General features: G+C 76.6%; 18 protein-coding genes. 8 read left to right on the forward strand and 10 right to left on the reverse strand.

What is annotated here, in order from left to right; genetic code table 11:
• Nucleotides 1–123 precede the first annotated feature (123 nt).
• Nucleotides 124–1182, forward strand: coding sequence for a lactonase family protein (locus ACFCX4_RS21610; protein ID WP_376144792.1), 1059 nt, complete (start codon nt 124–126; stop codon nt 1180–1182).
• Nucleotides 1183–1270: 88 nt separating this feature from the next.
• On the opposite strand, the gene ACFCX4_RS21615 is transcribed toward ACFCX4_RS21610, so the two are convergent.
• Both ACFCX4_RS21615 and ACFCX4_RS21620 read right to left on the reverse strand, forming a co-directional pair.
• The gene (locus ACFCX4_RS21615; RefSeq protein WP_376144794.1) at nt 1271–2920 is read right to left on the reverse strand and encodes an alpha/beta hydrolase; all 1650 of its coding nucleotides are present in this window, start codon (nt 2918–2920) and stop codon (nt 1271–1273) included.
• Between the two features lie 150 nt (nt 2921–3070).
• Nucleotides 3071–5803: a cation-translocating P-type ATPase gene (locus ACFCX4_RS21620; protein ID WP_376144796.1), complete on the reverse strand. Its 2733-nt coding sequence runs from the start codon at nt 5801–5803 to the stop codon at nt 3071–3073.
• Nucleotides 5804–5991: 188 nt separating this feature from the next.
• On the opposite strand from ACFCX4_RS21620, the gene ACFCX4_RS21625 reads away from it, so the two are divergent.
• The 5 genes from ACFCX4_RS21625 (at nt 5992) to ACFCX4_RS21645 (ending at nt 10507) form a co-directional block, all read left to right on the forward strand.
• Nucleotides 5992–6522 (forward strand): DUF1269 domain-containing protein, encoded by a 531-nt coding sequence (locus ACFCX4_RS21625; RefSeq protein ID WP_376144798.1) that lies wholly within the window; start codon nt 5992–5994, stop codon nt 6520–6522.
• 171 nt (nt 6523–6693) lie between these two features.
• Nucleotides 6694–7824 (forward strand): serine hydrolase domain-containing protein, encoded by a 1131-nt coding sequence (locus ACFCX4_RS21630; protein ID WP_376144800.1) that lies wholly within the window; start codon nt 6694–6696, stop codon nt 7822–7824.
• Between the two features lie 276 nt (nt 7825–8100).
• Complete coding sequence (locus tag ACFCX4_RS21635) at nt 8101–9141, forward strand: beta-ketoacyl-ACP synthase III (RefSeq protein WP_376144802.1); 1041 nt, start codon at nt 8101–8103, stop codon at nt 9139–9141.
• Nucleotides 9142–9230: 89 nt separating this feature from the next.
• On the forward strand, nt 9231–9464 hold the full coding sequence (locus ACFCX4_RS21640; RefSeq protein WP_376144804.1) for an acyl carrier protein: 234 nt from the start codon (nt 9231–9233) through the stop codon (nt 9462–9464).
• Between the two features lie 140 nt (nt 9465–9604).
• Nucleotides 9605–10507 carry an alpha/beta fold hydrolase gene (locus ACFCX4_RS21645; protein WP_376144806.1) on the forward strand — a complete coding sequence of 301 codons (903 nt, stop codon included), beginning with the start codon at nt 9605–9607 and terminating at the stop codon, nt 10505–10507.
• Between the two features lie 25 nt (nt 10508–10532).
• Here the strand turns inward: ACFCX4_RS21645 and ACFCX4_RS21650 are convergent, their stop codons facing one another.
• The 8 genes from ACFCX4_RS21650 to paaA form a co-directional block, all read right to left on the reverse strand.
• Nucleotides 10533–11078, reverse strand: a complete 546-nt coding sequence (locus tag ACFCX4_RS21650) for an AAA family ATPase (protein ID WP_376144808.1) — start codon at nt 11076–11078, stop codon at nt 10533–10535.
• A 70-nt stretch (nt 11079–11148) separates the two neighbouring features.
• Nucleotides 11149–11949 (reverse strand): alpha/beta fold hydrolase, encoded by an 801-nt coding sequence (locus ACFCX4_RS21655; protein ID WP_376144826.1) that lies wholly within the window; start codon nt 11947–11949, stop codon nt 11149–11151.
• Nucleotides 11950–12043: 94 nt separating this feature from the next.
• Nucleotides 12044–12856 (reverse strand): tryptophan 2,3-dioxygenase, encoded by an 813-nt coding sequence (locus ACFCX4_RS21660; RefSeq protein ID WP_376144810.1) that lies wholly within the window; start codon nt 12854–12856, stop codon nt 12044–12046.
• A 73-nt stretch (nt 12857–12929) separates the two neighbouring features.
• Complete coding sequence (locus tag ACFCX4_RS21665) at nt 12930–14081, reverse strand: 2Fe-2S iron-sulfur cluster-binding protein (protein ID WP_376144812.1); 1152 nt, start codon at nt 14079–14081, stop codon at nt 12930–12932.
• 133 nt (nt 14082–14214) lie between these two features.
• Nucleotides 14215–14766 (reverse strand): 1,2-phenylacetyl-CoA epoxidase subunit PaaD, encoded by a 552-nt coding sequence (paaD, locus tag ACFCX4_RS21670; RefSeq protein ID WP_376144814.1) that lies wholly within the window; start codon nt 14764–14766, stop codon nt 14215–14217.
• A complete protein-coding gene (gene paaC / locus ACFCX4_RS21675) occupies nt 14763–15572 on the reverse strand; it encodes a 1,2-phenylacetyl-CoA epoxidase subunit PaaC (RefSeq protein ID WP_376144816.1) in 810 nt (269 codons plus the stop codon). The genes paaD and paaC overlap by 4 nt, the downstream gene beginning before the upstream one ends.
• Nucleotides 15562–15885, reverse strand: a complete 324-nt coding sequence (paaB, locus tag ACFCX4_RS21680; protein WP_376144818.1) for a 1,2-phenylacetyl-CoA epoxidase subunit PaaB — start codon at nt 15883–15885, stop codon at nt 15562–15564. The genes paaC and paaB overlap by 11 nt, the downstream gene beginning before the upstream one ends.
• Nucleotides 15882–17012 (reverse strand): 1,2-phenylacetyl-CoA epoxidase subunit PaaA, encoded by a 1131-nt coding sequence (gene paaA / locus ACFCX4_RS21685; protein WP_376144820.1) that lies wholly within the window; start codon nt 17010–17012, stop codon nt 15882–15884. Before paaA ends, paaB begins: the two co-directional genes overlap by 4 nt.
• A gap of 251 nt (nt 17013–17263) precedes the next feature.
• Here paaA and ACFCX4_RS21690 point away from each other — a divergent pair, with 251 nt between their 5' ends.
• Together ACFCX4_RS21690 and ACFCX4_RS21695 are read left to right on the forward strand one after the other, a co-directional pair.
• Nucleotides 17264–17575: an acyl carrier protein gene (locus ACFCX4_RS21690; RefSeq protein ID WP_376144822.1), complete on the forward strand. Its 312-nt coding sequence runs from the start codon at nt 17264–17266 to the stop codon at nt 17573–17575.
• Nucleotides 17575–19068 carry a class I adenylate-forming enzyme family protein gene (locus ACFCX4_RS21695; protein ID WP_376144824.1) on the forward strand — a complete coding sequence of 498 codons (1494 nt, stop codon included), beginning with the start codon at nt 17575–17577 and terminating at the stop codon, nt 19066–19068. The genes ACFCX4_RS21690 and ACFCX4_RS21695 overlap by 1 nt, the downstream gene beginning before the upstream one ends.
• Nucleotides 19069–19132: the final 64 nt, after the last annotated feature.

Raw genomic sequence — 19132 nt, forward strand, 5'->3', positions numbered from 1 at the left:
CGGGAGTCCCCCGAGCCGGGCCGCGCCGCCGTTCCGGGACCGCGGTGACCGGCCGTCGTCCCCGGTCCGGCCTCCTGCTAGCGTCGGTCCGCGAACGACTGACGACGGACGGCGGAGGTAGCTGTGGGTGACAAGGGCGTGGGACGGGCCTTCATCGGGTCCTTCACCTCGGCGGGCGGACGGGGGATCGTCACGGCCGAGGTGGACCCGGACACCGGGGCGCTGACCGCGACCGGCGCCGTCGACACCGTCCCGGACCCGTCCTACCTGGCCGTCCGCCGGACGGACGCCGGACCGGTGCTCTACGCGGTCTCCGAGGCGGCGCCCGGCGCGGTCGCCGCCTACGACGTCTCCGGCCCCGTCCCCCGCCCGCTCGGCGACGCCGTGCCGGTGCTCGGCGACGGGCCGACCCACCTCGGTGTCACGGACGGTCACCTGCTCACCGCCAACTACACCTCCGGCAGCGTCAGCGTGCTCCCGCTCGCCCCCGACGGCACCCCGCAGGCCCCGAGCGCGGTGCTGCGCCACGAGGGCAGCGGGCCCGACCCCGACCGGCAGGGCTCGCCGCACGCCCACCAGGTGCTGCCCGACCCCTCGGGCCGGTGGGTGCTCGGCGTCGACCTGGGCACCGACTCGGTGCGGATCTCCTCCCTGGACGCGGCCACCGGCGCGCTGACGCCGCGGGGGGAGACCGCGCTGCCGCCCGGCACCGGCCCGCGGCACCTCGCCTTCCACCCCGCCGGCCGGCTCGCCTACCTGCTCGGGGAGCTGCGGCCGACCGTGATCGTCTGCCGCTGGGACGCGGAGGCCGGGGTGCTCGAACCGATCGGCGAGACCCCGCTGGTCCCCGGCGGCGCCGACGGCCCCGGCGTCGCGGTCCACCCCTCCGCGCCGGTCGTCTCCCACGACGGCCGGTACCTGTGGACGGCGGTGCGCGGGACCGACACCATCACCGTGTTCGCCCTGGACGAGGGCGGCGAGAAGCCGGCCGAGGTGGCCTCGGTGCCGTGCGGCGGGCGGTGGCCGCGCGACCTGGTACTGGACCCGTCGGGCACCCGCCTCTACGCGGCGAACGAGCGCTCCGGGGACGTCACCTGGTTCGACGTCGACGGTGCGACGGGCCTGCCCACCCGGGCGGGATCGCTGGCCGTCCCGGCGGCGTCCACCGTCGTCTTCGGCTGACCCCGCTCGTCCGCCCGCCCGCGCACCCGGCACGTCACCGTCCCCGGACCCGGTTCCCGGATCCGGGGACGGCCCCCCGCCCGCGCGGCTACGGCCGGACGGCGACGCAGTCGGCGTCGCGGACCGGCAGCACGCCGTCCAGCAGGTAGCGGTCGACGGCGGCGTCCACGCAGGCGTCGCGCGGCGCGAACATGCCCGCGTAGACGGTGTGGCGGAAGGCCCCGCGCAGGGTCACCAGCCGGGAGCCGGACAGCGCCCGGTGGGCGGACAGCTGACCCGGGTAGGTGGCGGCCGGGTCGCCGTCCGCGCCGACCAGCAGGACCGGGACGGCGTTGCGCACCAGCGTGGGCGGCTCGGCGGGCTCGGCCGGCCAGAAGGTGCAGGGCGTGAGGTTGCGGGTGAGCGGGCCGAACAGCGGCTCGTCCGCCCGGTGGGCCTGGATGTCCCGGTAGTAGGCGAGCGGGTCGCGCGGGGCGGCCCGGTCCGCGCACATGACGGCGTTCTGCACGGCCGCCGAGCCGCCCGTGTCGGGGGACGCCAGACCGGTCAGGATCCCCTCCAGCAACGGGGTCGGCTCGGCCGGACCGCCCTCGGCGGCGTCCAGCAGGACCCGCACCAGGGCGGTGAAGTCCGGGTAGCTCGCCTCGTCGTCGCCGGCCGACACGGCCCACAGCACCTGCGGCAGGATCCGGGCGTCGACCCGGTGGGTGCCGACCGCCAGCGGCGCGCGCCCGGCGGCCAGCCGCACCCGCTCGACCGCCGCCAGCACCCCGGCGGTCGAGCCGCCCAGGTGGTAGGTGCCGTCGTGCCGGGCCGCCCAGCCCGCCCAGGCGGTCAGCGCGGCGTTCATCGCGGGACCCTGGGTGGCCGTCAGGTCGGGACCGAAGCGGTCCGGGTCCAGCGCCGCGTCGAGCACCGCCCGCCCGACCCGCCCGGGGAACAGTTGGAGGTACACCTGGCCCAGGTAGCTGCCGTAGGAGGAGCCGAGGTAGGAGATCGTCTGCTCGCCGAGGACAGCACGGACCAGGTCCATGTCCCGGGCGGTGTTGCGGGTCGAGGCGTGCGGCAGCAGCTCCCGGTAGGGGGCGCAGCGGACGGCGAGGTTCTTGGCGACCTCGGCGGTCCGGTCGAAGGTCGGGCGGTCGGTCCCGGCCGACCCGGGGCCGGCGGTGGGCCAGCCGCAGTCCAGCGGCGTGCTGGCGCCGACGAAGCGCGGGTCCATCCCGACGATGTCGTAGCGGGCGCCCAGCGCGGGGGCGGCCTCGCGCAGGGCGAGGGCGAGGTGGCGGGCGGGGACGCCCGGGCCGCCGGGGTTGTAGAAGAGGGTGCCCAGCCGGTGGGCGGGGTCGGCGGCGGGCAGCCGGGAGAGCGCGACGCTCAGGGTCCGGCCCGCCGGGCGGCGGTGGTCGAGGGGGACGGTGACCTCGGTGCAGCGCGCGCCGGCGGCGTCCAGGGCGGCGCCCGCGGCGTCCTCGGGGCCGGTGGCGCACGGGTGCCAGACCGGTTCCTGGCGGTGCAGCGCGGCGAGCGCGGCGGAGCCGGCCGGTGTGTCGGGGCCGACGAGCGCGTCGGGGCCGGTGGGCGCGTCGGGCGGGGCGAGCGGGCCGGCGTCCCCGGTCACCGCCGGGCGGGCGGCGGGCGGGGCACCGGCGGCGAACGCCGGTGCCGCGGCGGGCGCGGTCAGGAAGGTCAGAGCCAGGGCCGCCACTGCGGCGGCCGGCTTGGCGGCGCGGATCACTACTGGTTCCCCTCGGAGGTGCGACAGGCCGTTCGGGGCCGAGGCTAGGGGCCCCGGCCGATCCGGCACATCCGCCACCGGTACCGCCCCTCCCCCGCCGAAGTACCCCTGCCGGCCTGCGACTTCAGGACCACCGCGCCCGGACGGCGGCTACCCCCCGGTGGTTGCGCGGCCCGCCCCCGATCTGCGCGCCAGGAGCTTGCCCAGCTCCCAGAGCAGCAGGAGCGCGACCGCGGCCAGCAGGGCCCAGCCGAACTGGCGGGCGTCGAGCTCGGTGGTGCCGAGGAGGCGGTGGAAGGCGTCCATCTGGGTGACCAGCACCGCCAGGACGAACTCGGCCAGCGCCGCCAGGTTCATCTGCCTGCTGTCGAAGGTGCCGACCGTCAGCACCGACGCGCGCTCGCTGCGGCACTCGTAGGCCGCCACGATCAGGCAGAGCGCGAAGGCGGTGAACGCGATCGAGTTGCCGACGGCGGCGCTGTGGTAGTGGGCCTCGCCCAGTCCGATCAGCGCGAGCAGCGCGGCCGTGACGGCCAGTCCGGCGAGCCCCACGGTGACCACCACGGGTGCGGTGAGCACCGACTCCCCGCGCGGGCGCGGGGTGCGCCGCATCAGCCCGGGGCTCTCCCGGTCGAAGCCGAGCGCGAAGCCGAACGGGGCGTTGACGACGAAGTGGATCCACAGCACCTGCGGCGGGGTGAACGGCTCCCCCGCCGCGAGGTTCAGGACGGTGGCGCCGAGGAAGGTCAGCACGAACGTCACCAGCAGCACCAGGACGAACCGGATGTACTTGGTGAGGTTGTCGTAGAGCTTCCGCCCCTCCGCCACGGCGTGGACGATGGTGGCGAAGTTGTCGTCGGCGAGGACCATCCGGGCGGCGTTCTTCGCGACGTCGGTGCCGCTGCCCATGGCGATGCCGATGTCGGCGGCCTTGATGGCGGGCGCGTCGTTCACGCCGTCGCCGGTCATCGCGACGACGTCGCCCTTGCGCTTGAGCGTGTCGGCCAGCAGCACCTTGTGCTCGGGCGCGACCCGGCCGACCACACCGATGCCGTCGATCCGGGCCAGCCGCTCGTGCTCGGGCAGCGCGGCGAAGTCGGCGCCGAGGAGGGCCTCGCCCTCGATGCCGAGCTGACGGGCGATCGCCGCGCCGGTGGTGACGTCGTCGCCGGTGACCATGCGGACCCGGATGCGGGCGGCCTGCGCACCGGCGACCGCCGCCCGGGACTCCTCGCGCGGCGGGTCCACCATGCCCACCAGGCTGGTCATCCGCAGGTCGGTGACGAGTGCCAGCAGGTCGCCGGCCGGGTCGAAGTCCGCCGGGTCGAGGTCGCGGACGGCCCCGGCCATCACCCGCAGCCCCTCGCCGCCCATCCGCTCGTTCTGGGCCTCGGCGCGCCCGGCGAGCTCCCGGTCCCAGGGGACGACGCCGGCACCGCCGGCGAGCACGGAGCCGGCGCGGGCCGTCACGGCGGGGGCGGCGCCCTTCACGAAGCAGCGGACCACCGGCCGGCCGGCCGCGTCCGTCGCCTCGTTGAAGGTGGCCATCAGCTTGTAGCCGGGGTCGAACGGAAGGGTGGCGAGCCGGGGGTACCGCTCCCGGGTGCCCTCGATGTCCAGCCCGGCCTTGTGGCCGAGGACGAGCAGGGCACCCTCGGTCGGGTCCCCCACGACCTTGCCGTCGACCAGCTTGGCGTCGTTCGCGATCAGGTACGGCAGGACGGCGTCCTCGATCCCGGCCGAGGTGCCCGCCGCGTGGTGGACCTTCCCTTCGAGGCCGTAGCCGGTGCCGGAGACGGTGTAGCGGTCGGTGGGGCTCAGCACCTCGACGACGGTCATCTGGTTCATCGTGAGGGTGCCGGTCTTGTCGGAGTTGATGGCGGAGGTGAACCCGAGCGTCTCGACGGACGGCAGTTCCTTGACGATCGCGTGCTTCCTGGCGAGGTTCAGGCTGCCGACCGAGAGGATCACCTGGCTGACCGTCGGCAGCGCCTCCGGGATCGCCGCGACGGCCAGGGAGACCGCGCTGACGAACAGCGTGTCCCAGTCCTCGCCCCGGCTGCGGCCGAGGGCGAACATGACGACCATCGTGAGGCCGGCCGCCGCCGCGATCCACAGCGTGAGGGTGTTGAGCTCCCTGGTGAGCGGCGACTGCTCCTTCTCGGTGGCCGACAGCATTCCGGAGATCTTCCCCAGCTCGGTGCCGGCGCCGGTGGCGGTCACGACGAGCAGTCCGCTGCCGTGGGTGACCGGGGTGTTCATGAACGCCGTGTTGGTCCGGTCACCGGGGCCCAGCGGCTCCGCGGGGAGGGTTCCGGCGTCCTTCACCGCCGGGACGCTCTCGCCGGTCAGCGCGGACTCGTCGATCTGCAGGGCGCTGGCCTCGACGATCCGCCCGTCCGCCGGGACCTCGTCGCCGGCCGCGACGAGCACGACGTCGCCGACGACGAGCCCCTCCGCCGGGATCGCCGTCTCGGTGCCGTCCCGCCGGACCCGGGCGGTCGTCTCCATCATCGATCGGAGCGCGTTCATCGCGCTCTCGGCCTTGCCCTCCTGGCGCAGGCCCACCACCGCGTTCAACAGCGTCAGCACCAGCAGCAGGACGGCGGTGGTCCACTCCCCGATCGCCAGCGAGACCACCGCGGAGGCCACCAGGATGATCTGCATGTAGCTGCGGTACTGGTCGAGGAAGCGCAGCCGGCCGGACCTGGCCCGCTCCTCGGGGAGCGCGTTCGGCCCGTGCGCGGCGAGCAGTTCGGCCGCCCGGGCGGCCGTGAGCCCCACCGCCGGGTCGACCCCGAGCCGCGCCGCGACCTCCTCCGGGGGCACCGCGTACCAGCGTTCCCCGGACTCCGCCCCGGAGGGGCCGGCCTGCTCCGCCATCGTTGCTCCTCACCGTCCGGGGCCGGCCCGCCGGGGCCACGGCCCCGGCCGTCGGGTCCGGCGCGGCGGGCGCTTCCTGTCACGCTGCGCCCGCCGGGGGCGGGCGGCAATCCGGCGGCGTCCTTCCGGTGGCACCCGGTCGCCCGTCCGGCGGCCCCCGGTGGCGGGGCCCGGGCCCGGGGCCGAGCATGACGGTGTCCCGCGTCCCCCTGCACCCGGAGGCCCTGATGGCGACCCTGACGGTGTGGCGCTTCCCGACCGCGGCCGGGGCCGAGGAGGCCCTCGAAACGCTGCGGAGGCTGCAGCGGCAGGAGCTGATCACGCTCCAGGACGGTGCCGTGGTCAGCTGGCCCGCGAACGCCGGCCGGCCCCGGACGCGCCACCTCGGGGACCTCACCGGCATGGGCGCCCTGGGCGGGGCGTTCTGGGGGTTCCTGCTCGGGACGCTCTTCTTCGTGCCCGTCCTCGGCGCCGCGGTGGGGGCCGCCGGCGGCGCGCTGGGCGGTCACCTCGCCCACGTCGGCATCGACGAGGACTTCGTCCGGCAGGTGCGGCGGAAGGTGACGCCCGGCAGTTCCGCGCTGTTCGTGCTCAGCTCGGACGCCGTGCTCGACGCGGTGCGGTCGGCCTTCGAGGGGCTGCACGCCGAACTCGTCGAGACCGACCTGTCGGCGGACGAGGAGTCCCGGCTGCGCGAGGCGTTCACCGAGGGCCGCTGAGCCGGGCCCGCCCGCGGCCGGGCTCCGACGCGCCGGCGCCCGGCCCCACCACCGGCCGGCCGGCCGGACCGGCCGTATCCGGCCGACCGGACCGCGGGCGGGAACCATCCCGCGCGGCACCGCCGTTGGTCCGGTCGCGGGGGGCGGGCGATACGGACCGGGGAGGTCGGCATGGCTCGGTGGAGGGCGCTTCGGCGCGGAGCGGGTGCGGTGGCGGCGGCGGTGGCCGCCGCGGTGGCGCTGGGTACGGTGACGCCGGCCGCGGCGGCCGGTGGGCGGGGCGCGCACGGCGCGACCCGGACGGCGATGGCGGAGCTGGTCCACGGCCAGGACCTGCCCGGGGCGATCGCCGGCGCCCGGGAGGACGGCGCCGGCTGGACGACGGCCGTCGGGGTGGCCGACACCGCGACCGGGCGGCCCCGCTCGCCGCGGGAGCGGTTCCGGATCGGCAGCGTGACTAAGACCTTCACCGCGACCGTGGTGCTCCAGCTGCGGGCCGAGGGCCGGCTCGGCCTGGACGACCCGGTGGAACGGTGGCTGCCCGGGGTGGTGCGGGGCAACGGCAACCTCGGCGCGGCGATCACGGTGCGCCAACTCCTCGGGCACACCAGCGGACTGTTCTCCTTCGACGAGGACCCGGAGATGATCCGGCTGCTGGCCGGCCCGGACTTCCTGGCCCACCGCTACGACACCTACCGCCCCGAGGACCTGGTGCGGACGGCCCTCGCCCATCCGCCGCTCTTCCCGGCCGGAACGTCCCGCTCCTACTCCAACACCAACTACCTGCTGGCCGGAATGATCATCGCCGAGGTGACCGGCCGCCCGTACGGCGAGGAGATCGAGCGGCGGATCCTGCGGCCGCTCGGCCTCACCTCGACGAGCCTGCCCGGCACCGCCGCCGGCCTGCCCCACCCGCACGCCCTCGGCTACTCCAAGCTGTTCGGCGGCTCGCCCGCCCCGCTGGAGACCACCCGCCTCAACCCCTCGTGGGCCGGGGCGGCCGGCGAGATGATCTCCACCACCGCCGACCTGACCCGCTTCCACTCCGCCCTGATGCGCGGGCAGCTGCTGCCCCGGGCCGAGCTGGACGAGATGCTCCCCGCCGCCGGCGGCCCCGGCCTGGGCATCGGCAGCGTGACGCTCGGCTGCGGCATCACCGTCTGGGGCCACACCGGCGGCATCCACGGCTCGACGACGGTGTCGCTGACCACCCGGGACGGCCGGCACGCGTTCGCCCTCAACGTCAACGCCGACTGGCTGGAGCACGAACGCCCGGTCGCGGAGGCCGAGTTCTGCGGCTGAGCGGGCGGCCGCCCGGGCCGGCGACGGGGACGGGCGGTGAGCGACGGGCGGAGCATCCGGTGGGGCCGGGGCTCCGCCCGTCGCTCACCGGTTCGACGGACGGCCCACCCGATCGCCTTTTCGGGGGGCAGCGGCCGCCCACCGGTGTGGCAACGGGGTCACCCGGAGGGGTGCTCCTCTATGAATTGACCGGCGGGTCCGGCCGGTGGTGCGACGGCGCGGATGCCGCCGCTGCGACGTGCACGCGTCCGAGCGAGTCCGAGCGAGGGAGCATTTGTGACGAGTACCGCCGGTGCCACGGAGCGCGGCCGGGGTGCCACCGCCGTGCTGACCGGGCTGGGGGCGTGGCTGCCGCCGCGCCGCGTGCCCAACAGCGAGCTGTGCACCCGCATGGACACCTCGGACCAGTGGATCCGCGAGCGCATCGGCATCGCCGAGCGCCGGATCGCCGAACCCCACGTCGCCACCGGCGACATGGCGGTGGAGGCCGGGGCGCGGGCCATGGCGTCGGCCGGGACCGCGACCGTGGACGCGCTGGTGCTGGCCTCGAACACCCCGGACCGGCTCTGCCCGGCCACGGCGCCGTGGGTCGCCCACCGGCTGGGCCTGCCGGCCGTGCCCGCCTTCGACGTCATGGCGGGCTGCTCCGGCTTCGTCTACGGCTGCACGGTCGCCGACGGCCTGATCGCCGCCGGCGCGGCGCGCCGCGTCCTGGTGATCGGCGCGGAGACGATGACCTCGCTGGTCAACCCCGACGACCGGAACACCGCGCCGATCTTCGGCGACGGCGCCGGCGCCGTCGTCCTCGAAGCGGGCCCGCCGCACGCCGAGGGGGCCCTGGGCCCCGTGGTCTGGGGCAGCGACGGCTCCCTCGCGGACGCCATCGCGGTGCCCGCGGGCGGCGCGCGCGGGCGTCACCGGCGGGACCGGGCGGCGCCCGAGGAACACTTCGTGCACATGCGCGGCAACGAGGTCTTCCGGCACGCGGTGCGCCGGATGACGGCGGCGGCACGGGAGGCCGCCGCCCGGGCCGGGTGGGAGCTCCACGAGGTCGACCGGCTGATCGCCCACCAGGCGAACGGGCGCATCACCTCCGTGGTCGCCGACGGCCTGGAGATCCCCGCCGCGCGGGTGCCGTCCAACATCGGGGAGGTGGGCAACACCGCGGCCGCGTCCGTGCCGCTGCTGCTGGCGCACGCCGCCGACGAGGGCGGGCTGAAGCCCGGCCACAAGGTACTGGTGGTGGCCTTCGGCAGCGGGCTGGCCTGGGCGGCCACCACGCTGGTGTGGCCGGCCGGCCTCGCCGCCCGCCGGTGACGTACCGGCGGCCCCCGCGACCCGCCCGCCCGATCCCCCCGGCCGCCGCTCCGCGAGCCGGCCGTGTTCCCACCCGGAAGGTGACAGCCGTGACGTTCGACCAAGTCAAAGAGATCCTGACGAGCAGGTGCGGGCTGCCCTCCGGGCCCCTCACCCCGGAGGCCCCGCTCGCCGGCGCCGGGGTCGACTCCATGGCCCTGGTGGTGCTCTCGCTCCACCTGGAGGACCGTTTCGGCGTGGAGATCAGCGAGGACGAACTGTCCACCGCGGCCAGCGTGGACGACCTGGCCGCCCTGATCGGCCGGCAGACCGCGTGCGGCTGACGGCACCGCAGGCCCCGCCCCGGCCCGCCCCGGGCGCCGTGCCTCCCGTCGGGCGGCCGCCCGCCGCGGACCTCCCCGCCGCGGACCTCCCTGCCGGGCAGCCGCCCGTCGAGGAACTGCACCGGCTGCGCTGGCGGGGCATGGGGTACACCTGCCGGATCGTGCGGGCCGGCGCGGACACGGGACCGGGCGCGGAGGAGACCCGGCCCGGCCACCCGGTCACCGAGCCCCTGCTGCTGCTCGGCGGCGCGCTGCAGGACATGTACGCCTGGCCCCGCCTGGAGCGCCGCATCGCGCCGCACACCCCGGTGATCCTGGCGGACCTGCCCGGCAGCGGCAGCGCCGACGACCTGCCGGAGGAGGCCGGGTGGGACACCCTGGCCGCCGCGGTCCTGCACCTGCTGGACGCCCTCGGCCTGCCGCGCGTCAACGTCCTCGGCGCCTCCTACGGGGCACCGATCGCCTACCGGGTCGCCCAGCACTGCCCGCAGCGGGTGAGCCGGCTGCTGCTGGCGGGCGCCACCCACCGGGTGACCGGCCGGATGCGGGCGTTCCTGCGGGAGGCCGTCGGCCACATCGAGGGCACCGCGCCCGGGCCCGGGGAGTCCCTGGACGACCCGTGCCCCGGCAACGGCCAGTACGCGGACCGCCTGGTGCGCTACCTCGTCAACACCGACGAGCACCAGCGCGTCCGGCAGTCGGCGGCCGTGCAGCGGCTGCTGCGCAAGCAGGCGCTGCGCACCACCTGGCGGCAGGCGCGGCGGCACGCGGCCTGCCACCGGCGGGTGCTGGACCCCTTCCTCATCCCGAAGGGCGGCATCACCGGGGTGCCGGCCCTGGTCTTCACCGGGGAGCACGACATCACCACCTCCCCCCGGCAGAACCGGGACGTCGCCCGGACCATCGCGGGCTCCACCCTCGTCCTGCTCAAGGAGGCCGACCACATGGCCCACCTGGAGCGCGACGCGGAGTACGCCCGGCTCGTGCTCCGGTTCCTGAGCGACGGTCCGCTCGGCGACCTGGACTTCGTGCACACCGCCTGACCCCGGCCGGACGGCCCGGTCCCGGTCACGGGGCGGCGGCGAGGTACGCCTCGACCGCCGCCACCCGGTCCGTCAGGGGACCCGGGGCGACCGGCAGGCAGGTGTAGCCGAGGGCGGTGTAGGCCTCACGGTGGATCCGTTCGAAGCGCAGGGCCTCCTCGAAGCCGATCAGGCGCGCGTCGGTGCGGGTGACGAACCCGAGGTTCTCGACGAACAGGACCCGCCGCTCGTAGACGCCCCCGGCCCGGATCCGGTCCAGCTCACGGGCCAGGAACGGGGGCACGGGGTGGTCCAGGTAGCGTGCCAGGGCGTAGGTGCAGACGGGCGAGCGGTCGTAGACCTGCACCTCGCCCCCGAGGCCGGCGGCCCGCTCCTGCCGCTGCCGCTGCAGGACGGCGATCGCCTCCACGAACGACGGCCCGGCCCACGGCTCCGCCTCCCCCTGCGCCTGCCGCAGGGCGATGACGTCGGTCGCCGCCTCCTCCACCACGACGCGGCCCCCGTGCTCCAGGGCGCGCAGCAGCGCGGTCTTCCCCGAGCCCGGGGCACCGGTCAGGATGTAGCGCTTCATCGCCTTGCCTCCGGGAGTGGGGATCGTGGTGCGGCACCGTCACCGCGCGGTGGCACCGGGGGCCGTGCGGTCATTGTCCCGGAAGGGGCTCGGCGGCGGGGGCCGGCGGGACCGGTGCGGGCAGGGACCCGGCGAGGGTGCGGAGGGTGGCGGCGATCTCGGCGGCGGCCGGGGAGCCGGGTTCGATGAGGGTGTAGTGGCCGGTGTCGGGGAGGACGACGCGGCGGGCGTCGTGGTGGACGGCCAGGTAGGAGCCGAACTGGTCGGGCGGCAGTTCCTCGTCGGCGTCGCCGTACAGGACGACGGTGGGGACGCCGGTGGTGCCGGTGGGGCGCAGCAGGGTGAGCGGGTCGACGGACGGGAGGCGGTCGGCGGCCCCGGCGGCACCGCCGAGCAGCAGCAGGCCCGCGCCGTCGCTGAGGTCGTCGCGGATGGTACCGGCCAGGTCGGTGATCGGGGCGAGGCCGAGCACGGCGTCCGGGAGGCGGTCGGTGTACCAGGGGGAGTCGGCGGGCAGCAGCGCCCGGGCGGCGGCCCACAGGGCGAGGTGGCCGCCGGAGCAGTGTCCGGCCAGGATGTACGGGCGGCCGGCGGGCAGGGTGTCGACGGCGAGGGCGATGTCGTCGAAGGTCTCCGGGTGGCCGCCGTCGCCGCCCGCGCGCCGGAAGCCCGGGAGCAGCACCTCGAACCCGCACCGGGCGAGGTACGCGGCGAACGGCGTCAGGTGCAGGCGGTCGTACCGCCAGTAGCCGCCGTGCAGCAGGACGACGAGCGGGGCGTCGGGGCCGGCGCCCGGCCAGCGGTCGTACACCTGCTGGCGGTGCGGGCCGTAGCGGCCGCGGTCGGGGGCGAGCACGGGCCGCAGGGCCAGGACGCGGCGCTCCTCCTCGGCTCCCTCGGCGGAGAGCGGGTGGCGGAGCCGGAACGGGAGGTCGGTGGCGGGCCGGCCGGTGCCGGTACGGGTCTCAGACAAGGCCGCGCGCCGTCCAGAGCTCGGGGAAGACCGGCCGGGCGGCACGGTCCTCCAGCCAGGCGACGCCGGAGGAGCCGGCGCTGCCGGTCTTGCCGCCCATCGCCCGGCGGACCACCACCACGTGGTCGGTGCGCCACCGCTGGACCAGTTCGGCGAGGTCGGTCAGCCGCTCGGCCAGGGCGAGCAGCGGGTCGTGCGGCGGTCCGGCGTAGAGCCGGCGCCACACCTCCTCCACGCCCGGGTCGGCCCGGTAGGGCTCGGTGACGTCGCGTTCGCAGACCGCCCGGGGCACCGGCAGGCCCTGGCGGCGCAGGAAGCGGAGCACCTCGTCGTAGAGGGAGGGGCGGCCCAGTGCCTCGGTGAGCGCCTCGTGGGCCGCCGGGTGGTTGCGGTAGCAGTCCGTGACCTCGCGGGACTTGTCGCCGAGCAGGAACTCCATGTGCCGGTAGGTCGCGGACTGGGAGCCGGAGGCCCGGCCGAAGGCCGCCCGGAAGGAGTTGAACCGGCCCGGGGTGAGGGCGGCGATCGGGTGCCAGGAGTCGTTCAGCGCCCGGTGCGCGCGGATGCTGCGTTCCAGCGCGTCGAGGGCCCGCTCGGCGTCGTCCTTGGAGAAGCACTCCGCCGCGGCCCGCCACTCGTGCACGGTCAGCGTGAACCAGAGTTCCATCACCTGGGTGGTGATCAGGAAGCCCATCTCGTCGGGGGCGTCGGTGAGCGGCTGCTGGAGCGAGCCGAGGACGTCCGCGTGGACGTAGTCCTCGTAGGGGCTCACTCCCTCGAACTGCACGAACGGGGTGTCGGACACACGGAACTCCTCGGTAGGCGGGGTGGTGCGCGGGTCGGACGGGTCGCGGGGACCCCGGGCCGGGGCGGCGGCCTCAGAGGTCGAAGTCCAGGGCGATCCCGTCGGTGGTGCCGGGGGCGGGGCGGGCCCGGCAGGTCAGCACCGCGCCCCGGGAGACCTCGTCGTCGCCGAGGGCGTGGTGGCGGTCCATGACCAGCCGGCCGCCGACGACCCGGGCGCGGCAGGCGCCGCAGATGCCGTCGCGGCACGAGTACGGGGTCTCGGGGCGGGCCCGGAGCACCGCGTCCAGGACGGAGCGGTCCGTGGGCCGCAGGGTGACGGTGCTGGTCCGGCCGGAGAGGCGGACGGTCAGCAGGCGGTCGGCGGGGGCCGCGTCCGGGCCGTCCGGGCCCGCCGGAGCGTCCGGCGCGGCGGGGGCGTCCGGGCCGCCGGGGCCTTCCGGGGCGTCGGCCGAGGTGAAGAACTCGGTGCGGATCCGGCCCGGTTCGGCGCCGCGGCGCAGCAGTGCCGCGTGGAGGTCGCGGACCAGGCCGCCGGGGCCGCAGAGGTAGAAGGTGCAGGCGTCGCCCGGCGCGGCGCCGAGCAGTTCCAGCAGGCCGGACAGCCGCCGGCCGTCGATCCGCCCGGAGAGCAGGTCGCTCTCCCGGCGCTCGCGGGAGAGCACGTGCAGCGCGGTGAAGCGGCGCAGGTGGCCGTCCTTGAGGTCGGCGAGCTCGTCGGCGAGCAGTGCCGCGCGGGCGGTCGGCACCGCGTGCACCAGCGACACCCGGGCCCGCGGGTCGGTGCGCAGCGCGTGGGCGGCCATCGCCAGCAGGGGGGTGACGCCGCTGCCGCCGGCGATCATCACATGGTGCCGGCCCGGTTCCGGGTCGAGCCCGAAGCCGCCCACCGGGGTGGAGAGTTCGAGGAGGTCACCGGTGGTGAGGGCGCTCCCGGCGTGGTCGGCGAAGCCGCCGGGGCCGAGCCGGCGGACCACCAGCCGCAGCCGGTCGGGGGCGTCGGGCGGCGGGCAGAGCGAGTAGCTGCGGCGCAGCTCGGCGCCGTCCGGCGCGCGGTGGCGGACCACCACGTGCTGGCCCGGGCGGTAGCGCAGGGCGGTGCCGCCGGGGCCGTCCGGCGGGTCCAGCCGGATCGCGACCGCGTCGTCGGTGAGCCGGTCGACGCCGGCGACCCGGAGGCGGTGCCAGCCGGGCTGGCGGGCGGCGGTCGGCGGGGAAGGGGACATGATGCTCCGTCGGAGGGCGTCGGGATGAACCGGCCGTCGGCGGCCCGGCCCCCGGCGGGGCACGGGCGCGCGACGGGGCCGGTGGCGGTGGGGCCGGGCGGCGGCGGGCCGGCGTCGGTGGCGGGTGCCGCGGTCAGGCCGGTTTGAGGTGGGCGAAGCTCTCCCGGCAGGCGGTGCAGTGCAGCAGCGCCTGACAACGGGTCGCGCCGAACAGGCTCTGCGGCCTGGTGGCGGTGGAGCCGCAGTGCGGACACCGCACCCCGGTGCCGAGGGGCAGGGCGACCGGGCCGGCGGCCGGCCCGGGCGGGACGATCCCGTAGGCGGCGAGCCTGCGGCGCCCCTCCGGGGTGATCGCGTCGGTGCTCCAGGCGGGGGTGAGCTCCTGGCGGACCCGGCCGCCGGGGTGGCCGCCCGCTTCCAGGGCCTCCCGGAGGGCGGCCTCGATGGCGGGCAGGGCCGGGCACCCGAGGTAGGTCGGGGTGTAGACCACCTCGACGGTGCCGTCCGCGGCCCGGCCGACGGCACGGATCACCCCGAGGTCGGCGAGGGTGAGCATCGGCAGTTCCGGGTCGGGCACGTCGGCGATCCGCGCCCGGACGGCGTCGAGGCCCGGATCGGGACCGGGTCCGGGTCCGGGTCCGGGGTGGGCGGGCGACGCGGGGGCCGGCCGCGCGGACGCGGTCACCAGGTGCCGCCCGGGTACTGGCGGTGGACCGACTGGAGTTCGGCGACCAGGGGTTCGAGCACCTCGGTGTGCAGTCCCGACCGGCCACCGGTCGCGGTCCAGCGCGGGCGCGGCACCGGCAGTCCCGCCTCGGCGAGCACCGCGCCGGTCTCCCGCCGCCACTCCTCGCGCAGCGCCGAGGGCGCGACGGCCAGGCCCGCCGCGGCGAGCCCGGCGACCTCCTCGTCCTCCTCGAACAGCTCCCCCGTGTAGGGCCAGAGTTCTTCGAGGGCGGCGGCCGTCCGCGCCCGGCTCTCCGCGGTACCGCGGCCCAGCCGTACCGTCCAGGCGGCGGCGTGCGTCCGGTGGTACGCGGACTCGGCGGCGGCGCGGGCGGCGATCGCAGCGAGCTCCGGGTCGGTGCTCCCGGCCAGCGCGCGGTACAGCAGCACCGTGTACTGGCTGTGGGCGAGCTGACGGACCACGGCGGCGGCGAAGTCCCGGTCGGGCAGCTCCACCAGCAGGACGTTGCGGAACTCGCGCGCGGTGCGGCGGTAGGCCAGGTGCTCGGCGTCGCGCCCGGTGCCGTCGAGGCGGCCCGCGTGGTCGAGCAGCGCGCGGGCGTGGCCGAGCAGGTCCAGGGCGATGTTGGAGAGCGCGAGGTCCTCCTCGATCGTCGGCGCCCGGGTGATCCAGCTGCAGAGCCGCTGGCAGCGGACCAGGGCGTCGTCGCCGAGGGCCAGCACGTACCGGGCGAGGGCGGGGCCGGCCGGTCCGGTGGCGGATTCGGCCGCGGCGGCCGGGACGGCTGCGGACTCAGTCGTCACGGCCGCCCTCCTCCCGCTCGGCCTCGTCGGTCAGCGCGACGTAGTGCTCGGGGTAGCGGAAGGGCTTGCCCGCCGCGTTGCTGAACAGCGCCGCCTTCTCGCCGGGCCCGGAGGCCCGGACGGCGGCGCTCGGCACCACCCAGAGCGAGATCGGGTCGCCCCTGCGGGCGTACAGGTCGCGGGCGTTGGCGAGGGCCATGTCGGCGTCGGCGCCGTGCACCGAGCCGACGTGCTGGTGGGCGAGGCCGCGGCGCGGGCGCAGGAAGACCTCCCACGCGGTGCGGCCGCCGCCGGGGACGGCCGGGGCGCTCATGCCACCCTCCGTCCGGTGCCGGCGCGGCCGGTGGCCGGCTCCTCGTGCCCGGCGCCCGCGGCACCGGTGCCCTCTTCCCCGGCGGAGGCGGAAGCGGAGGCGGACGCGACGTGGTCGGCGTAGGCGTCCACGGCGTCGCGCACCCAGGCGCCGTCCTCGTGGGCCGCGACCCGGTGGGCCAGCCGGGCCCGGGCGCAGGCCGAGTCGTCGCCGAGGGAGTCGCGGTACAGCTGCCAGTCGATCGGACCGAAGTCGTAGTGCCCGCGCTCCGGGTTCCAGCGGATCCCGGGGTCGGGCAGCGTCACGCCCAGCCGCTCGGCCTGCGGGACGACGTGGTCGACGAAGCGCTGGCGCAGCTCGTCGTTGGTGTGCCGCTTGATGCCCCAGGCGATGGAGCGCCGGGAGACCTCGGCGCCGATCGCGGCGGCGCGGGCGTCGGCCCCGCCGGCGGCGGTGTCCGGCGGGCCGAACATCAGCGCCACGGCCGGCAGCCACCAGCGGTTCACCGCGTCCTGGGCCATCGCGTGCTGCTCGGCGGTCCCGCGGCACAGCGCCCAGAGGGTCTCGTAGCCCTGCCGGACGTGGAACGCCTCCTCCTGGCAGACCCGCAGCATCGCCCGGCCGTACGGGCCGTAGGAGGTGTGCCGCAGCGGCGCCTGGTTGACCACCGCCGCGCCGTCCGTCAGCCAGGCGATCGCCCCGGTGTCGGCCCAGGTCAGCGCCGGGTGGTTGAAGGTCGCGGCGTAGCGCTGGTGGCCCCGGTGCAGGGCGTCCAGCAGGTCGTCGCGGGAGGCCCCGAGGGTCTCCGCGGCGGCGTAGAGGTACAGCCCGTGGCCGGCCTCGTCCTGGACCTTGGCCAGCAGCGCCGCCTTGCGCTGGAGCGAGGGCGCCCGGGTGAGCCAGGCCCCTTCCGGCTGCATGCCGATGATCTCGGAGTGCGCGTGCTGGGCGATCTGGCGCAGCAGCATCGTCCGGTAGCCGACCGGCATCCGGTCGCCCGGTTCGATCCGCTGGTCCGCGGCGATCAGGGCCTCGAACTCCCGCTCCACCGAGCGCTGTTCCCCGTCACCGGGCGGGCGGTCGGCCGCCGGGTCGCCGCCGGTGTCGTGCACGGGCCCTGGACGCACCCGGATCACCTCTCGCTCCCTGTCGCGCGTCGGCACGCGCCGTCCGTCGGCACGCGCGGTCCCGGGTCCCGGGGGGCGTGCCCTCACAGGTAAGGGAGGCACCGGGCCGCGCGGTCCATCCCGGCGGGGCCGGGGCGGGCGCGTGATGCTGATCACAGCGGGGGTACGGGATCGCGGGGCCCCGGGCGGCTCCTCTGTACGGGCAGGAACCCACGGACGGTCCGCGCGACGCGCGCCAGGAGAGGCAGGGCATGAGTACTGTACGCAGGATGCTGGTCGAGGTGACCGGCTTGCAGGAGTTCGCCGACACCGTCGAGGACGGCGCCGATCTCGCGGCCAGCGGCATCGACTCGGGCGACATGGTGCGACTGGTCCTGATGATCGAGCAGCACACCGGCGCCGAGGTCACCGTCGCGGACCTGGAGGGCCTCATCACGATCGCCGACTACGAGCGGTTCGTCGCCGGGCACGGCGGGGCGGCCGGCGGGGACGGGGCGGCGGACGCGGTGGACGCGGGTTCCGGCGCGGGTTCCGGCGCGGGCGGGAACGGCGGCCGGGCCTGATGTGGCTGACCCAGATCCTGGAGCGCAACCGCCAGTGCCACCCCGACCGCAAGGCGCTGGTCGACGAGCGGCGCTCGGTCACCTGGAGCGAGCTGGACGCCCGGACGCTGCGGCTGGCGCACGGCTTCGCCCGGCTCGGCATCGGCCACGGGGACCGGGTGGCGGTGCTGTCGCTGGACCGGATCGAGGTGCTGGAGACGTACTTCGCGCTGGCCCGGCTCGGCGCCCTGTTCGTCCCGCTCAACCACGGACTGACCGGCCCCGAGGTGACCGGCATCGTCGAGCGCACCCGCCCGGTGGCGGTGGTCGGCGAACAGGCGCTGCTCGACCGCCACCCGGACCTGCCGGTGGCGCTGCGGATCGCCGTCGAGGGGCCGGAGTTCACCGCGGCGGCGGACGGCGACGGCACCGGCCCGGCGGAGCTGCCGGAGCTGCCGCCGGTGGCGGACGACGCCCTCGCGGCGATCCTGCACACCTCGGCCACCACCGGCCGGGCCAAGGGCGTCACGGTCGACCACGCCTCGTTCCGGGCGATCGGCCTCGGCTGGCTGGCGCTGGCCCGGCCGGAGGACGGCGTGGTGCTGGTCAACTGCTGCCCGCTGTACCACGGCAGCATGGTGGTGTCGCTGACCTACCTGGCGGCCGGCGGCACCGTGGTGCTGATCCCGGGGTTCAAGCCGCAGACCGCCCTGGCGGCCATCGAGGCGAACCGCGCCACCCACGTGTGGCTGGTCCCGCAGATGCTCCGCTTCCTGCTGCAGGCCGGCTCCCGCCGCGGCACCGACCTCTCCTCGCTGCGGGAGATCCTCTACGGGGCCGCCCCGATGCCCGCCGAGGTGTACGCCGAGGCGGCCCGCGAACTGGGCTGCGGCTTCCGGCAGGTGTACGGGATGACCGAGGTCGGCGGCCCGTTCGTCTCGCTCGGCCCGGAGGACCACCCGCCGGCCGACCGGGTGCCGGACATCATCCCGGCGGGCCGGGTGGTCCCCGGCATGTCCGCCCGGGTCCTGGACGGGCGGGGCGGGGAGGCCGCGCCGGGCGAGATCGGCGAGATCGGCGTCCGCGGCCCCGGGGTGATGCGCGGGTACTGGGAGGACGAGAAGGCCACCGCGGAGATCACCGTCGACGGCTGGACGCTGACCGGCGACCTCGGCCACCTGGACGGCGAGGGCCGGATCCACCTGGTGGACCGGGCCAAGGACCTGATCATCCGGGCCGGGCAGAACGTCTACCCGGCCGAGGTCGAGCGCGCCCTGCGCAGCCACCCGCTGGTGGCGGACGTGGCCGTGGTGGGGGTGCCCGACGAGGACTACGGCGAGGTGCCGCTGGCGTACGTGGTGGCCGACGGCGAGGTCGCGGCGGCCGAGCTGCTGCGCCACGCCGCGCAGTCGCTCGCCCCGTACAAGCGGCCCCGGCGGATCGAGTTCATCGAGCGGGTGCCGCGCAATCCGGCCGGGAAGATCGTCAAGAAGCTGCTGCGCGAGCCGGCCTGACGGTCCGCCCGCCGCGGACCGCTCCCCCGGGCGCCGGCGACGGCCCCGCCGCCCGGTCCCGGGC

This window comes from Kitasatospora sp. NPDC056327, assembly GCF_042261735.1.
GTDB lineage: Bacteria > Actinomycetota > Actinomycetes > Streptomycetales > Streptomycetaceae > Kitasatospora.

Coding starts and splice junctions, on each gene's coding strand:
- ACFCX4_RS21695 (WP_376144824.1), top strand. CDS start 17,575: ATGTGGCTGACCCAGATCCTGGAGCGCAACCGCCAGTGCCACCCCGAC.
- ACFCX4_RS21625 (WP_376144798.1), top strand. CDS start 5,992: ATGACGGTGTCCCGCGTCCCCCTGCACCCGGAGGCCCTGATGGCGACC.
- ACFCX4_RS21665 (WP_376144812.1), bottom strand. CDS start 14,081: ATGTCCCCTTCCCCGCCGACCGCCGCCCGCCAGCCCGGCTGGCACCGC.
- ACFCX4_RS21690 (WP_376144822.1), top strand. CDS start 17,264: ATGAGTACTGTACGCAGGATGCTGGTCGAGGTGACCGGCTTGCAGGAG.
- paaB (WP_376144818.1), bottom strand. CDS start 15,885: ATGAGCGCCCCGGCCGTCCCCGGCGGCGGCCGCACCGCGTGGGAGGTC.
- ACFCX4_RS21645 (WP_376144806.1), top strand. CDS start 9,605: ATGGGGTACACCTGCCGGATCGTGCGGGCCGGCGCGGACACGGGACCG.
- ACFCX4_RS21650 (WP_376144808.1), bottom strand. CDS start 11,078: ATGAAGCGCTACATCCTGACCGGTGCCCCGGGCTCGGGGAAGACCGCG.
- ACFCX4_RS21630 (WP_376144800.1), top strand. CDS start 6,694: ATGGCTCGGTGGAGGGCGCTTCGGCGCGGAGCGGGTGCGGTGGCGGCG.
- ACFCX4_RS21620 (WP_376144796.1), bottom strand. CDS start 5,803: ATGGCGGAGCAGGCCGGCCCCTCCGGGGCGGAGTCCGGGGAACGCTGG.